Origin of the sequence: Mesorhizobium atlanticum (assembly GCF_003289965.1) — a bacterium.
In the GTDB taxonomy this organism is placed as follows: domain Bacteria; phylum Pseudomonadota; class Alphaproteobacteria; order Rhizobiales; family Rhizobiaceae; genus Mesorhizobium; species Mesorhizobium atlanticum.
Genome location: NZ_QMBQ01000002.1, coordinates 795,147 through 810,312 on the forward strand (window position 1 = coordinate 795,147; position 15,166 = coordinate 810,312).

15 protein-coding genes are annotated in these 15,166 nt (G+C 63.9%); 10 read left to right on the forward strand and 5 right to left on the reverse strand.

Annotated elements, in window-relative coordinates; all coding sequences use genetic code 11:
• The first annotated feature begins 178 nt into the window (after positions 1 to 178).
• Positions 179 to 889: a DNA helicase gene (locus tag DPM35_RS08870; protein WP_112126872.1), complete on the forward strand. Its 711-nt coding sequence runs from the start codon at positions 179 to 181 to the stop codon at positions 887 to 889.
• Positions 890 to 984: 95 nt separating this feature from the next.
• Here DPM35_RS08870 and DPM35_RS08875 read toward each other — a convergent pair whose 3' ends face one another.
• On the reverse strand, positions 985 to 1,371 hold the full coding sequence (locus DPM35_RS08875) for a DUF983 domain-containing protein (protein ID WP_112126873.1): 387 nt from the start codon (positions 1,369 to 1,371) through the stop codon (positions 985 to 987).
• 117 nt (positions 1,372 to 1,488) lie between these two features.
• Between DPM35_RS08875 and DPM35_RS08880 the strand changes: the two genes are divergently transcribed.
• Complete coding sequence (locus DPM35_RS08880; RefSeq protein WP_112126874.1) at positions 1,489 to 2,865, forward strand: aminotransferase-like domain-containing protein; 1,377 nt, start codon at positions 1,489 to 1,491, stop codon at positions 2,863 to 2,865.
• Positions 2,866 to 2,871: 6 nt separating this feature from the next.
• Here DPM35_RS08880 and DPM35_RS08885 read toward each other — a convergent pair whose 3' ends face one another.
• Complete coding sequence (locus tag DPM35_RS08885; RefSeq protein ID WP_112126875.1) at positions 2,872 to 4,056, reverse strand: MFS transporter; 1,185 nt, start codon at positions 4,054 to 4,056, stop codon at positions 2,872 to 2,874.
• Positions 4,057 to 4,154: 98 nt separating this feature from the next.
• The gene (locus DPM35_RS08890) at positions 4,155 to 5,819 is read right to left on the reverse strand and encodes a Na/Pi cotransporter family protein (RefSeq protein WP_112126876.1); all 1,665 of its coding nucleotides are present in this window, start codon (positions 5,817 to 5,819) and stop codon (positions 4,155 to 4,157) included.
• A gap of 361 nt (positions 5,820 to 6,180) precedes the next feature.
• Between DPM35_RS08890 and DPM35_RS08895 the strand changes: the two genes are divergently transcribed.
• From DPM35_RS08895 to DPM35_RS08920, 6 genes are all read left to right on the forward strand, one after another.
• A complete protein-coding gene (locus DPM35_RS08895; RefSeq protein WP_112126877.1) occupies positions 6,181 to 6,543 on the forward strand; it encodes an RcnB family protein in 363 nt (120 codons plus the stop codon).
• 140 nt (positions 6,544 to 6,683) lie between these two features.
• On the forward strand, positions 6,684 to 8,630 hold the full coding sequence (dnaG, locus tag DPM35_RS08900) for a DNA primase (protein WP_112126878.1): 1,947 nt from the start codon (positions 6,684 to 6,686) through the stop codon (positions 8,628 to 8,630).
• A 427-nt stretch (positions 8,631 to 9,057) separates the two neighbouring features.
• Positions 9,058 to 11,085 (forward strand): RNA polymerase sigma factor RpoD, encoded by a 2,028-nt coding sequence (gene rpoD / locus DPM35_RS08905; protein WP_112126879.1) that lies wholly within the window; start codon positions 9,058 to 9,060, stop codon positions 11,083 to 11,085.
• Positions 11,086 to 11,249: 164 nt separating this feature from the next.
• The gene (locus DPM35_RS08910; RefSeq protein WP_112126880.1) at positions 11,250 to 11,543 is read left to right on the forward strand and encodes a GYD domain-containing protein; all 294 of its coding nucleotides are present in this window, start codon (positions 11,250 to 11,252) and stop codon (positions 11,541 to 11,543) included.
• 66 nt (positions 11,544 to 11,609) lie between these two features.
• Positions 11,610 to 11,990 carry a thiol-disulfide oxidoreductase DCC family protein gene (locus DPM35_RS08915; protein ID WP_181591967.1) on the forward strand — a complete coding sequence of 127 codons (381 nt, stop codon included), beginning with the start codon at positions 11,610 to 11,612 and terminating at the stop codon, positions 11,988 to 11,990.
• 135 nt (positions 11,991 to 12,125) lie between these two features.
• On the forward strand, positions 12,126 to 12,794 hold the full coding sequence (locus tag DPM35_RS08920; protein ID WP_112126881.1) for a PadR family transcriptional regulator: 669 nt from the start codon (positions 12,126 to 12,128) through the stop codon (positions 12,792 to 12,794).
• Positions 12,795 to 12,975: 181 nt separating this feature from the next.
• Here DPM35_RS08920 and DPM35_RS08925 read toward each other — a convergent pair whose 3' ends face one another.
• Positions 12,976 to 13,236, reverse strand: coding sequence for a YiaA/YiaB family inner membrane protein (locus DPM35_RS08925; protein WP_112126882.1), 261 nt, complete (start codon positions 13,234 to 13,236; stop codon positions 12,976 to 12,978).
• A 61-nt stretch (positions 13,237 to 13,297) separates the two neighbouring features.
• Positions 13,298 to 13,975: a PspA/IM30 family protein gene (locus tag DPM35_RS08930; protein WP_112126883.1), complete on the reverse strand. Its 678-nt coding sequence runs from the start codon at positions 13,973 to 13,975 to the stop codon at positions 13,298 to 13,300.
• A gap of 172 nt (positions 13,976 to 14,147) precedes the next feature.
• Here DPM35_RS08930 and DPM35_RS08935 point away from each other — a divergent pair, with 172 nt between their 5' ends.
• Both DPM35_RS08935 and DPM35_RS08940 read left to right on the forward strand, forming a co-directional pair.
• Positions 14,148 to 14,789, forward strand: coding sequence for a TetR/AcrR family transcriptional regulator (locus DPM35_RS08935; RefSeq protein ID WP_112126884.1), 642 nt, complete (start codon positions 14,148 to 14,150; stop codon positions 14,787 to 14,789).
• 71 nt (positions 14,790 to 14,860) lie between these two features.
• Positions 14,861 to 15,154 carry an HlyU family transcriptional regulator gene (locus DPM35_RS08940; protein WP_112126885.1) on the forward strand — a complete coding sequence of 98 codons (294 nt, stop codon included), beginning with the start codon at positions 14,861 to 14,863 and terminating at the stop codon, positions 15,152 to 15,154.
• Positions 15,155 to 15,166 lie beyond the last annotated feature (12 nt).

Below are 15,166 nucleotides of genomic sequence, written 5' to 3' on the forward strand. Positions count from 1 at the left end.
TTTTGGAGGTCGGATTTTCCGTCCGCTTCGATTGAGCTATCATCTGATTCCCGGCGCGCCCACGCCTCCTCCCTCCATCGGGAAGCATCGTTCATGCAGGGCAGTCCATCACCAGCCAACTGTTCGAGCCACGCATAAGGAGGGGTTGCCAAGACTGCTCGTGGCAGGAGGTTTTTCGATGCGGCTTTCCGCACCCGTCTATCAACTGAAACGCCGGGCGAGGCTTCTGTCCCGCCGGGAAAAAGTCCCGCTCCACGAGGCGCTTGACCGCATGGCCGCCAAGGAGGGCTTTGCCAGCTGGAGCCTGCTTGCAGCCAAAGCCGCCGAGGCGACGCCCGCCGACAGCCTACTGGAGCGGCTTCTGCCCGGCGACATGGTCCTCGTGGCGGCGCGGCCGGGCCAGGGCAAGACCCTGATGAGCCTCGAACTTGCCGTGGCGGCCATGAAGCAAGGCAATCGCGCCGTGTTCTTCACCCTGGAATATATGCATGCCGACATCCTCAATCGGTTCCGGGACATCGGCGCCGACCCTGCCGATTTCGACCATCTGTTCGAGTTCGACAATTCCTACGCCATCAGCGCCGCCTACATCATCGAGGCGTTGCGGTCGGCGCCGCGCGGCACGCTGGCGGTGATCGACTATTTGCAGCTGCTCGACCAGAAGCGGGACAATCCTGAGCTCATGGTCCAGATACGCGCGCTGAGGTCGTTCGCCCGGGAACGCGGGCTGGTGCTGGTCTTCATCTCCCAGGTCGACAGGGCGTTTGATCCCGCTCGAAAACCATTCCCGGATATGGGCGATATCCGACTGCCGAACCCGCTCGACCTGTCACTGTTCGACAAAGCCTGTTTCCTGAACAAGGGCGAGATCCGGTTCCAGGCGACTTGAGAGCGATCCACGCGGCGGTCATGCCGGTCTCGACCTTAACTTTAATGTCGACGGACACGGAATCGAGACGAACCACGATCGAAACCGAGCCCAGGTCACTCGCCGGGCCTGGCCAGCCTTCCTTCTTCCGCCTTGTGGTAAAACTGGCTCGCCACGAGCCAGCCTTTGAGCGGCCTGAGCGGCGGAATGCAGGTCGCGAGAACGATCGGGATCGAAACGAAGGCGTGGAACCACATGGAGGGCTCGAAAGTCACCTGCGCCCAGACGGCGAACAGCACCGAAGGCACACAGGCAAAGCAGATGACGAAAAAAGCCGGGCCGTCGGCGGGATCGGCAAAGGAATAGTCGAGCCCGCAGACATCACATTTCGGCGCCAGTTTCAAGAATCCCTCGAACAGGTGGCCCTCACCGCAACGCGGGCAGCGGCCCCGGATTCCCACCTGCCAGGGCACCAGGGGTGGATAATGCGCAAGGTCTTCCATGATGATCGTCGCTCCAGTGGATCTCGCGTGAGGCCAAGCCAACCTTGAGATCTTGGATACATACATATATCATTCTTGTATGCAGACAATGCGACAAAATGTATGGATTAGCGATAAGTGACCGGTGCAGGTGACATCAGCTGGCTCCCGGATTTGGAGGCGTGGCCCGGACCGGTCTATCTCAAGATCGTCGATGCCTTGGCAGATGCCCGCTCGAACGGCCGGTTGCAGCCGGGCGACAGGTTGCCGCCGCAACGGGAGCTTGCCCGACTGCTCGGGGTCGACCTTACGACCGTCACGCGGGCGTTTTCCGAAGCCAGGCGGAGGAACCTGATCGACGCGACGGCGGGCCGAGGCACCTTCGTCACGCCGGGCGAACCGGAAGAGCCCGTCCTCGATCTCAGCATGAACATTCCGCCGGCGCCCGCGGGCATCAACCTGCCGGGACTGATCAGGACGGGTGTCGAAGGGCTGCTCAAGCGCTCCAGCGCGGAAGCGCTGCTTTCCTATCATCCCGGCCCAGGTTCGCCCGCGGAGCGCGCCGCCGGCTCCTCATGGCTTGCCGCAGCGGGGGACAGGCTGCCGGTCGACAGGGTCATCGTCGGTTCCGGCGCGCAGGCACTGCTCACGGCCGTCGTCCTGTCAGAGACGCGCGAGGACGACACGATCCTTGCCGATGCGCTCACCTATCCCGGGCTGATCGGGCTGGCCGGGGCGACGCGACGCAAGCTCGCCGCCGTCGGAGACGATGACGAAGGCATGCGGCCGGACGATCTCGAAGAGGCGGCGCGACGGCATGGCGCCCGCGTCCTCTACCTCAATCCGACGCTGCAAAATCCGACCGCATCCGTCATGCCCGAAGCCAGACGGCGCGAACTCGCCCGCATGGCCGACAAGCTCGGGCTGACCATCGTCGAGGACGATCCCTACAGAAGGTTGCTCGCCGCGCCGCCGCCGGCGTTCCTGACCCTGGCGCCGGAGCGGACCTTCCATGTCGCGACATTGGCGAAATGCATCTCGCCTTTCCTGCGCACGGCTTTCCTGGCGGCGCCCGACGCGCAAGCCGCCGAACGGATAGCGGCAGCGATACGCGGCACGACGATGATGGCGCCGCCGCTGATGACTGGCCTCGCCTGCGAGTGGCTGAGAAGCGGCCTTGCCGGGGAGATCACCGCCGGCGTGCGTGCCGAAGCGCAGGCCAGGCAAGAGATTGCCCGCAACATCCTCGCCAAGGGTTTCACCGCAACGGATGCCGGCCTGCATCTTTGGTATCCGCTGAAGAGCGAATTGCGCTCGGCCGAACTCGCCGATACTGCTCGCCGTCGCGGGTTGGCCATCAGCCCCGCGGAAGAGTTTGCCGTCGGGCCGGACTTCGCCAATGGCTTGCGCCTGGCGCTGGGCGCCACCCCCAACCGCGAACGGCTGAAGGAAGGCCTGCAAAGCCTGGCTTCCATTCTTTCGGGAGCGCCAGGCTCCTCGCGACCGAAGGTCTGACGCCAGCTATTCGGCCGCGGCCGGCAGCGGCGGCGTCGCGCGGCTGCGCCATTCCCAGGCTTGCGAGCCGACAGCCACCACCACCGCCACCAGCATGGCCAGGGCGCCGGCGAGCGGCAGGCTGCGATAGCCGTAGCCGGCATTGAGCATCGCAGCACCCAGCGACGCGGCGAGCGCGATGCCGACATTGAAGCCGGACGGGATCAACGCGGAAGCAAGGTTCGAGGCGTCGGCCGTCCAGGCCAGGATGCGCGTCTGGATCGGCGCGCCGATGGCGAAGTTGAGACCGCCCCAGATGACGATGGCGACGATCATCGGCACCGGGTAGGGGCTGACAAGATGGACGACGCCGAGCGCCACCGCCTGCAGGGCGAGCATGACGATCAGCGAGGGCATCAGCTTCCAGTCGGCGAGCTTGCCGCCGACCAGGACGCCGATCGTGGCGCCGACGCCATTGAGCAGCAGCACCCATGGAATCAGGCTCTCGTCGAGGCCGGTTACTTCGAGCAGCAACGGCGTGATGTAGGTGAACAGCCCAAACTGGCCGATCATCAGCATCAGCATCAGGATCAGCGAGGTCCAAACCTGCTGGCGGCCGAGCACACGAACCTCGCGCGCCAGGCCGGCTGGCCGGTTGGCGGCGCCAGCTGTTCGCGGCAGCAGCGCCAGCATGGCGAGGATCGCGACGAGGCCGAGCGCGCCCATCACCCAGAAGGTCGCGCGCCAGCCCCACAGGCTGCCGATCGCGGTGCCGGCCGGCACGCCGATGACATTGGAAACCGTCAGCCCCGCGAGAATGATCGCGACCGCCCGGCCGCGCTGGTCCTCGCGCACCAGGCTGACGGCCACCACCATGGCGACACCGAAATAACAGCCATGCGCCACGGCGGTCGCAATACGCAGCAGAAGCATCGCGGTGAAATCGGGCGCCAGCGCGCAGGCCACCTGGCCGATTGTGAAGGCGATGGTCAGCCCGATCAGCAGCGACTTGCGCGAGACATTGCTGGTCGCGAGCGCCAGCAGCGGGCCGCCGACGGCTATGCCGCAGGCATAGCCGGAGACGAGATAGCCGGCGGTCGGCACCGAAACGCCGAGACCCTGCGCCACCTCCGGCAGCACGCCGGCGATGACGAATTCGGTGGTGCCGAAGGCGAAGGCGGCAAGGAAAAGGGCAATCAGCGGCAGCATGATTCAAACATATGCGAGGAATACACGCCTCAAACCACGCCCGGGCGGGCGCGGCAATGCAGAAATTGTCGACGCCACTTTAGCTTTTCTTGAGCGTTGGGCTAGCTGGCCTTCAGCCGCGAGCCGCCGAGCAGGCCGCGCTCCTCGAGCACCGGGTAGGCGATCGAGGCCAGCAGCGAGTTGATCTGCTTGAGGTCGCGGATGGTGTCGAGGTGGATCGAGCTCGTCTCGACGCTCTTGGCGGTGCCTTCGCGCAGGCGCAGGAAATGGCTGGCGCTGGTTTCCTTCTCGCGCTCTCGCAAAAGATCCTTTTCCAACACCAGCTGGCGCGCGGTCTCGGGGTCGCGCGAGACCAGCACATTGAAGGCGAGCCGAGCATTGGCCAGCACGGAGGAATGGAAGGCGCAAAGCTCCTGCCAGCCTTCCGGTGTGAACTCCAGGCCGCGCTCCAGCTTCTTCCTGACATGCACCAGCATGTTGCGCACGATGATGTCGCCGACCTGCTCCAGCTTGACGCAGGCGCCGATCAGCTCCTGGCACCGCAACGCCTCGTCCTCGGTCAGCGGATTCCTGGTGATCTTGGCGAGATAGAGCTTGATCGCGGCGTGCTTCCTATCGACGCGGTCGTCGAGCGCGGCAAGCGCCTTGATCTTGGCGGGATCGGCATCCTCGTAGAGCTCGATGATGCGCTTCAGCATGATCTCGACCGTCTCGCAGACCCGCACCACTTCGCGCGTTGCGTTGGCCAAAGCCTGGCTCGGCGTGTCGAGAGCACTGTCGTTCAGCGCCGAAAGTTCGATGACGTCGAGCTCCGCCGCCGGGTCCGGCTTGGCGCCGACAGCCACGATCTTCTCGGAAACGCGGTAGACAAGACCGGCAAGTGGCAGGCCGGCGAGCAGGATAACCACATTGAACAGGATGTGCGCGTTTACGATCTGGTCGGGGACCGTGGCGCCAAGGAAGCCGATCGGCGGCTTCACGGTCATGAACAGGATCAGCATCAACAGCGATCCCATGCCGCGCATCAAGAGGTTGCCGATCGGCACGACGCGAATGCCCGGATCGGCATTGCGGGTGAGCAAGGGCGCGATAACGGAGGAACCGAGATTGACGCCAAGCACCAGCACGATGCCGAGCTCCGGAGGGATGAAGCCGCGCCCCGCCAGCGTCACCAGAAGCAGCACGGCGGCGATCGAGGAATGGAAGAGCCAGGTGACCAGCGCTGCAAGCAGATAGGCCGTGACGAAATCGCCGGAGAAATAGCTGATGATCAGCGGCATCAGCGAGCTCTGGCGCAACGGTTCCGACGCCTGCCCGATCATCTCCAGCGACAGGATCAAGAGGCCGATGCCGATCAGGATACGGCCTAACTGCCGCCAGTCTCGCCGCTCCGTGGCCATGAACATGACCGTTCCCGCGATCAGGCAGAGCGGCACCAGCAGCGTCAGATCGAAGGTAAGCAGCTTGACCACCAGTGCCGAACCGATCTCGGCGCCGCGCACTGCCAATTGGCCGGCGGCGCCCGAAACGATGCCGGCGCCGGCGAAGGAGCCGACCAGCAGCGTCACCGCGGTTGAGCTCTGCAGCGCGATTGACAGCCCGCAGCCGGCCAGCACCGCCATGATCGGATTGCGCATGGTGGCGCGCAGCCTGTGGCGCAGCACGTCGCCATAGGCCCGCTCGACGCCAGTCTTCACCATGCGGGTGGCGAACAGCATCAGCGCCACCGCGCCGGCAAGGTGCAGGAGGACGACGGAGCCGCTCACAGCCCACCCCGCGGGGTGGCTCTGGCGGCGCGGAGAGACGTACGAATCTTAGCCATCACGAGGCCTGGAAATACATCAATTAAGATTAGCCGGGTAATAGATTTTGTGATGCGACGATCGTCTCGGCTCGACGGACCATGTCGGAAATGAACGGAGGAAGCATTGGTTGCATGCGTGTTGCGGCGGCGCTTCGCCCGGAATGAAGCGTTGCTCGGCCGCGAGGCCGAGCGCAATCCGAACCGTTGTTGAGGCAGTCGGCGCAAGCATCGGAAACCATTACAGAATTGTAATTCAAACATTCAGTTTCGGTTCATCCGTCGGCCGGTATCCCTCTGCCTATCGACAACAAGGAGTACCGACCATGAAGCGTCTCATACTTTGCGCCGTCACCGCCTCGATGCTGGCCGCCTCGGCCCTCTCGGGCCAGGCCGCGCCACTCGCCCAGCCGAGCGCGCCGCAGTCGAACTACACCCAGGTCGACTGGCAGAAGCCCGGCAGGCATGTCGACAAGCGGGTCGTGAAGAAGAAGGTCGTCGTGAAGCGCAGCCATTGGCGCAACGGCCAGAAATATTCCAACTGGAAGCGCCATCAGCCGATCCGCGACTGGAACCGCTATGGCCTGCGCCGCCCCGGCCCCGGCCAGGAGTGGATCCGCGTCGGCAACGACTATGTGCTGGTCAGCATCCTGTCCGGCATCATCTTCGGCGCGATCGCCGCGCATTGATCCGCGACAACCGCTAGTGCGGAAAGAAGGCGGCCGCCTCGGCCGCCTTCTTTTCGTCTGTGAAAAGCGGGTACGATGCGCCGGACAGAGTCGCCGTGCCCGGGCGGCTTGATTATATGGAGGGCAAACGAGTTTCTCCGATGCGCTTTCCGCCCGCCTTCCTCGACGAGATACGCGACCGCGTGCCGATTTCTCAGGTCATCGGCCAGCGCGTCTCGTGGGACAGGAAGAAGACCAACACGTCACGCGGCGACTATTGGGCCTGCTGCCCGTTCCATGGAGAGAAAAGCCCATCCTTCCACTGTGAGGACAAGAAGGGCCGCTACCACTGCTTCGGCTGCTCGGTTTCGGGCGATCACTTCAAGTTCCTCACGGAGCTCGACGGCATGAGTTTTCCCGAGGCGGTCGAAAAGGTCGCCGAGATGGCCGGCGTGCCGATGCCGGTGCGTGATGAACGGGAAGAGCGGCGCGAGAAGGAACGCGCCAGCCTGACCGACGTCATGGAGATGGCGACCCTCTTCTTCCAGGAGCGGCTGCAGAGCGCCGACGGCGCCAAGGCACGCGCCTATCTGCGCGACCGCGGGTTGACACCGGCGACGCAGCAATCCTTCCGGCTGGGCTATGCGCCCGACAGCCGCAACGCGCTCAAGGAGCATCTTGCCGCCAAGGGCGTGCCGAAGGCCGATATCGAAGCCTGTGGGCTGGTGCGGCATGGCGACGACATTCCGGTCTCCTATGACTGGTTCCGCGACCGCATCATGTTCCCGATCCCGGATTCGCGCGGCAAGATCATCGCCTTCGGCGGGCGGGCGTTGGCGCCCGATGCCTTGGCCAAATACATGAACTCGCCGGAGACAGAGCTCTTTCACAAGGGCAACGTGCTCTACAACTTCGCCCGCGCCCGCAAGGCACTCGCCAAGGGCGGCACGGTGATCGCGGTCGAAGGCTATATGGACGTCATCGCCCTGGCCCAGGCCGGCTTCGAGAATGCCGTGGCGCCGCTCGGCACGGCGCTCACCGAAAACCAGCTCGAGCTTCTGTGGCGCATGGCGCCGGAGCCGGTGCTGTGCTTCGACGGCGACAAGGCCGGGTTGAAAGCGGCATGGCGTGCCGCGGATCTGGCCCTGCCTTCGGTGCAGGCAGGACGCTCGGCACGGTTCGCGCTGCTGCCGGAAGGCAAGGACCCCGATGATCTGGTCAAGGCCGATGGGCCGGATGCGTTCCGGGCGGTGCTTTCGGAGGCGCGGCCGCTTGTCGATCTCCTGTGGATGCGCGAGACCGCCGGCGGCGTCTTCGAAACGCCGGAACGTCGCGCCGAGTTGGGAAAGAGGCTGAATGAGCTCGCCAGCCGTATCCGCGACGAGAGTGTGCGCTACGAATATCAACAGGTGATGCGCGAACGGGTGCGGAGCTTTTTCGGCACCCAGCGCGACACCAGGCAGGGTCGCCAGGATGGCGGCCGGCCGGGGGAGCGCGGCCAGGGCAAGGCCGCGGCGCCCGGCGGGCAGTTCGCCAAGGGCGGAAGCGGCCGCATCGCGATCACCGAAAGCCTCGGCCAGTCGGCGCTGGTCAAGCGCGGCGGCGAAGGCATGTCCGTGCGTGAGGCGACGATCATCGTGGCGCTGGTCAACCATCCGGCGCTGATCGACGAGAATTTCGCGCATGTCGAATTCCTCGACCTGGCCAATTCTGATTTGCGCAAGCTCCACGCGGCCATCCTCGACGCCATGGCGCATGACGCGGCCGACGAGCGCGGCGCGGTCATCGCCACCATCGAGCGCGCCCGATGCGGCGCCATCTGGGAGCGGGCGGTGGAGTTGATCAAGCGCGCGCGGCAATGGCCGGCGCTGGAGACCGCCGCGCTCGACGATGCCCGCGACGCCTTCAACCAGGCGATGCACTTGCAGCGCAGCGCCCGCACCTTACATAGAGAGCTGAAACAGGCGCAGGCGGCGCTCGATGCAGACCCTTCGGACGAAAACTTCCGGCATCTCGTCGAGATTCAAGCGCAATTCAACGATGTGCAGGCAACGGAAGCGCTGATCGAAGGGTTCGGCGTTTCGTCGGGCAGGGTTGGCCGCGTTTAGGGCCGGACACCACCCATTGGAAGTGAAGTGGAAATGCGCAGCGCGTCGAATCGACGCCTCTAAGTCGGGTAATTGATTCGCTTTTTTCATGCGAATCATGCCAGAGGCGCTTGACCTTCTGGCAGATTGGCGGAATCAGGACGATTCGAAACGTTAACCGTGCCCCGGCATCGGCGGGAAATTTGAGCGATGTGAGGTGCCGGCGACGGCTGGACAGGCAAAATGCCTGCTCCAGATATCAGGGTTAATCTGGACTTAATGCATGTCGCCCAAAAGTGGAAACCGGTTTGGGGCAACGAGATGCACAAAACAAAAGAGATGACGCGGTTGCCGGGCCGGTAAAAAAACTCCGGTAGGAGCACATCCGGCGTAACCGGTCCGACAGTTTACGCGGCCTCGATATTGGGCCGCTTGGAGACGACAAAGAATGGCGACAAAGGAAAAGGAAGAGGTCGAGACCGAACGCGAAGGCGCCACCGATGGCCCTCTGCTCGACCTTTCCGACGATGCTGTCAAGAAGATGATCAAGGCCGCGAAGAAACGCGGCTATGTCACGCTCGACGAGCTCAACGCGGTGCTGCCCTCGGAAGAGACGGATCCGGACCGCATCGAAGACATCAATGCGATGCTCAGTGACATGGGCATCAACGTCGTCGAGGATGACGAGCAGGGCGAAGAGGCCGAGGCCGAGCCCGCCGGCGACAGCGAGGAAGACGCCAACGAGCTTGCCGAGCAGACCGGCACCGCCGTGGCCGCCACGACGACCAAGAAAGAGCCGACCGATCGCACCGACGACCCGGTGCGCATGTATCTGCGCGAAATGGGTTCGGTCGAGCTTCTGTCGCGCGAGGGCGAAATCGCCATCGCCAAGCGTATCGAGGCCGGCCGCGAGACGATGATCGCGGGTCTGTGCGAAAGCCCGCTGACCTTCCAGGCCATCATCATCTGGCGCGACGAGCTCAACGAATCGAAGATCCTGCTGCGCGAGATCATCGACCTCGAGGCGACCTATGCCGGCCCGGAGGCCAAGCAGGCGCCGGTGGTCGAACGCGTCGAGGAAGCGGCCAAGCCCGAAGAGAAGCCGCGCGGCCGCGCGGCGGCACGCGAGGAAGAAGACGACATCACCAATGTCGGCGGCGATACGCGCGGGCTGGAGGAAGAGGAAGACGACGAGGACGAGGCCAGCCTGTCGCTGGCCGCGATGGAAGCGGAACTGCGCCCGCAGGTGATGGAGACGCTCGACGTCATCGCCGACACCTACAAGAAGCTCCGCAAGCTGCAGGATCAGCAGGTCGAGAACCGCCTGGCCGCCGCCGGCACGCTCTCGCCCAGCCAGGACCGCAGGCTCAAGGAGCTGAAGGACCAGCTGATCAAGGCGGTGAAGTCGCTGTCGCTCAATGCCGCGCGCATCGAAGCGCTGGTCGAGCAGCTCTATGACATCAACAAGCGCCTAGTGCAGAACGAGGGCAAGCTTTTGCGTCTGGCCGAAAGCTATGGCGTGCGCCGTGAGGAATTCCTCAAGGAGTACCAGGGCTCGGAGCTCGATCCAAACTGGACCCGCTCGATCGCCAACCTGACCTCGCGCGGCTGGAAGGAATTCACCAAGAACGAGAAGGACGCGATCAAGGAGCTGCGCGCCGAGATCCAGAACCTCGCCACCGAAACGGCGATCTCGATCCTGGAATTCCGCAAGATCGTGAACCAGGTGCAGAAGGGCGAGCGCGAGGCCGCGATCGCCAAGAAGGAAATGGTCGAGGCGAACCTGCGTCTCGTCATCTCCATCGCCAAGAAATACACCAACCGCGGCCTGCAGTTCCTGGATCTCATCCAGGAAGGCAATATCGGCCTGATGAAGGCGGTCGATAAGTTCGAATACCGCCGCGGCTACAAGTTCTCGACCTACGCCACCTGGTGGATACGGCAGGCCATCACCCGCTCGATCGCCGACCAGGCGCGCACCATCCGCATTCCGGTGCACATGATCGAGACGATCAACAAGATCGTGCGCACCTCGCGCCAGATGCTGCACGAGATCGGCCGCGAGCCGACCCCAGAGGAACTGGCGGAAAAGCTCGCTATGCCGCTGGAAAAGGTGCGCAAGGTCTTGAAGATCGCCAAGGAGCCGATCTCGCTCGAAACGCCGGTCGGCGACGAGGAGGATTCGCATCTCGGCGACTTCATCGAGGACAAGATGGCGATCCTGCCGATCGACGCGGCGATCCAGGCTAACCTGCGCGAGACCACCACGCGGGTGCTTGCTTCGCTGACGCCGCGCGAGGAGCGCGTTCTGCGCATGCGCTTCGGCATCGGCATGAACACCGACCACACGCTTGAGGAAGTCGGCCAGCAGTTCTCGGTGACGCGCGAGCGTATCCGCCAGATCGAAGCCAAGGCGCTGCGCAAGCTCAAGCATCCGAGCAGGAGCCGTAAGCTGAGAAGCTTCCTCGACAGCTGAGCGCAAACGCAACCATACGAGATCGAAAGGGCGCCCTCCGGCGCCCTTTTTCGTTTCCATCCGCGCTTGCCGGGAACGGCAGGCGGTAGGATACTCAATGTCGAACGCATTTCCGGACGGTTGGCCGGATGCCCCGGCCACCCCGCTCCGATGGGAGGTGTGCCATGACGACTTACATCTTGCTTCTCAACTGGACCGAGCAGGGCGCCAGGAATGTGCGAGAGTCGCCGAAGCGGCTCGATGCCGCCAAGAAGCAACTGGGGGATATGGGCGGGTCGTTCAAGGCGTTCTATCTCACCATGGGCGAATGCGACATGGTGGCAGTCGTCGAAGCGCCTGACGACGCGGTGCTGGCGCGCTTTGCTCTCATGCTGTCGTCCGGTGGCAGCGTGCGGACGCGGACATTGAAGGCGTTTCCGGAATTCGCCTATCGCGAGATCATCAGTTCGCTCGGCTAGGAGGCGGCTGAAGCCGGGACCGGCGCGGCTGTTGCGAAGCCGCGCCGTAGTCCCGATAGTCGCGCTATGTCCGAGCCTTTGCTGACCGTCTGGTACAACACGCGCTGTCCGGTGTGCGACGCCGGCATCAATCGCCAGAGGCGGCGGCTCATCGAGGCGGTCAAGGCGGGCCGCGTCGCATTCCGCGACATCAATTTCGAACCCGAAGCCCTTTCAGCCTTCGGCGCCTCGCTCGAGGATATCCGCCGGCGCCTGCACGCGACCGATAGCGAAGGCCGGCTGCTGGTCGGCGCCGACGTGGCGATCGCGGTCTGGCGGCTGACGCCGGGCGAGGGGTGGCTGGCGAGCTTGTTCGGCAACGTAATCGCGCTGCCTTTGACGCGCATCGCCTACGACCGTTTCGCCGACCTTCTCTACACCTGGAACCGGCGCAAGGGCCGCTGGTAGGCGGCAACTCCACCCAAAATAGCAGCATGCCGGGGCCTTGGCGCATCCTGCGATACATCGTAAGATATATCTTGACTCGATGAGAGGGGCGCCTTACTTAAGATGTATCGTAAGATATAATTCAGGGAGCAATTCATGCACAGACACGATCATTCCGGGCACCATTTCGGTGAGCGCATGTTCATGCATATGGCCGGTAAGTTCGGCAAATTTGGTGGCAGAGGGGGCGGCGGTTTCGGTCCGTTTGGGGGCAGGGGCGGCGGCCGCGGCCCGGGCGACATGTTCCGCGCCGGCCGGATGCTCGCCGACGGCGATCTCAAGCTGATCACGCTGTCGCTGCTGGCCGATGCGCCGCGCCACGGCTACGACATCATCAAGGCGCTGGAAGAGCGCACCAGCGGCGTCTACAGCCCGAGCCCGGGCGTGGTCTATCCGACGCTGACCTTCCTCGAAGAGGCTGGTTATGCGGTGTCGTCCAGCGAGGGCAACAAGAAGGTGTTTTCGATCACCGAGGCCGGCAAGGCGCATCTCGAGGAGAACCGCGAGATGATCGACGGCGTGCTCGACCATCTCGAGCGCTTCGGCCGCAAGATGGCGGCGGCGCGCGAATGGTTCGGCTGGGGCGACGACAAGGACGAGGGGCGCCGCGGCCGTTCGGAAAAGCGCGACCAGTTCCGCACGCTGCGACATCGTCTGCGCGCCGCGCTCGGCGACATCGCCGACGCGCCGGAAGACAAGCAGGCCGAGGCGATCAGCATCCTCGAAGACGCAGCCGAGGCGATCGAGGCGCTGGCGCGGCGCTAAGCTCTTTCACAAGGAAAGCCAAAAAAGCCCGGAGCGATCCGGGCTTTTCGCATTCAGTAAGCGGTCGACAGGGGCGGGGACTAGAGTGTTTCACCGTTTCACGGAAACGGCGAAGCGCTCTATTTCTTTGTTTTTACGCAGTTCCGGGCGGAAAACCGATCACACTTTTCCTGGAACTGCTCTAATCCTTGCCGACATACTCGCTGATCAGCTTCTCATTGCGCGCCTTCTCGATCTTGGCGGTGGTCTCGGCCGCGATACGCTCGTCGGTGCGGTACTTGACCAGGTTCACCAGGCTGCCGGTGAGCAGGAGGATGCCCATGGCCCAGTAGCCCTTGGTCGAGAGGTCGACCGGGGCAAGCCACAGCGACAGGCCGAGCATGAAATAGGCGGCGCCCACCGACACGGTGTTGAAGAGGATATAGGTCTGATTGCCGTTCATTGGATTGCTCCTTGGATTTGGCTTGTTTCGGGATTTGATCTGTTTCGGAAAATTGCGGGGTTCAGTTGAGGGATTTCAGGCGCGCCAGAACGTCCTCAGCGCGCACCTTGGTGGCCGGTCCGTGGCCTGCTTCGGCGAGGCGCTCGCGGATCGCCTCGTGGCGCAGCTCGCCGTCGATCTCGTCGAGGATGCCGGCCTCCTCGAAAGGGTCGCTGCTTTCCCTGATGCGGTCGAGCAATTCCTCCGCTTCGTTGATGCTCGCCGTGCGGCCGATCGATCGGTTGAGGCGCGACTGGGCCTTGCGTTCGGCATCGATCGCCCTGGCCGAGATCATGCCCTGGTTGAGGCCGATGATGCGGCGATGCGCCTGTTCGACGGAGAGACGCATCCGCAAGGTCTTCTCGCCCAGGCTCTTCACGGTGGCGCGGCGCACTTCGCGCTCGTTCTCGAGTTCCGCGATCGCGGAGGCGCCGCCTTCGGCAAGCGCCTGGTTGTTGGCGGAAAGCGCGCTCAGCGTACGGGTTTCCAGATCGGCGATGCGGCGGTCGAGCTGGTCGAGGCTGGCTTGCTCGGCGCGCTGGCGCACGATCAGCGAGGCGAGCGTCTGCTTGGCGGCGCCGAGGCCCGCCTCCGCGTCGCGGATGCGCTGCGCCAGAAGGTCGATGGCGAAACGGTCCTTCAGATTGTCCTCGGCCCGGGCGCTGGCGCCGTCCAGCAATGTCTTGATCAGGCTAAGCATTGAGTCTTCTCCCTGTTTCTGTGAACGTTGTTCACGAAGTCAACATAACAGGAAATGAACATTGTTCAAGGACTATTTTGAACGCTGTTCATGGGGCGTCGGACATGGTAAACGCAGGCAAACGGAATGAACGTGGCATGGCGGCCACCCGGGTAGAGCGACAGGAAAGAGCATGGCGCTGGACAAGGAAGAAATGAGCGAGAAGGTGCTCGCCATCGCCGAGGCGCTGCTCAATGAGGGCGGCGCCGAGAACCTGAAAGCGCGCACCATCGCCGAGCAGGCCGGCATTTCGGTTGGATCGGTCTACAACCTCTTCGCCGATCTCGACGAGGTGCATCGGGCCGTCAACATGCGGCTGCTCGACCGGCTCGGCGCGACAGGCCTCGCGGCCATGGCCGATCTCGAAAGGCAAGGGGTGACCGATGTCCAGGACCGCATCCTGGCCATGGCGGCGGCCTATGTGCGTTTCGTCGAGGCGCATCCCGGCAGCTGGCCGGCGGTGCTTGCCTTCAACCGCCGCCGCGCGACGCGGCCGGGCCCCGATGCCTATGACGCTCTCCTCGACGCGCTCTTCGACATTGTCGCCGGTGTGCTCAAGGCAGGCGATTTCGGCCTCGACGACGAGCGCCGCGCGCTTGCAGCCCGGACCTTGTGGTCAAGCGTGCATGGCATCGTGACCAGCGGCTATGTGGCGAATTCCGACAGCCGGCAGGCCGAAGAGATCTGGCATCAGATCGAGCTGCTGGTCGGCGTTTTCGTCAAGGGACTGGAACACGGCGGCGCATTCGCGCATGCTGAGACAAAGCCTGCGTGAACAGGGGCCCTGCATGAATAGGGGATGCCGTGATTTCTCCTGTGTGTGGGCATGAACGGGAGTTTCGAGAAATGTCTTTTCTGAAGAAGCTTTTTGGCGGCGGTGGTGGCGAGGCACCCGAAGCCGGCAGCGCCAAGCCGGCCAAGCAGGTCGAGCACAAGGGCTTTCTGATCAGCGCGACGCCCTACAAGGCCGAGGGCCAGTACCAGACCTGCGGCATCGTCTCGAAGGAAGTGGACGGCGTGCTGAAGGAGCACCGCTTCATCCGCGCCGACCGCTTCGCCGGGCTGGACGATGCCGTCGACATCTCGATCAAGAAAGGCATCCAGCTCGTCGACGAGCAGGGCGAGAGGATGTTCGGCTAGCGGTACTTCGGC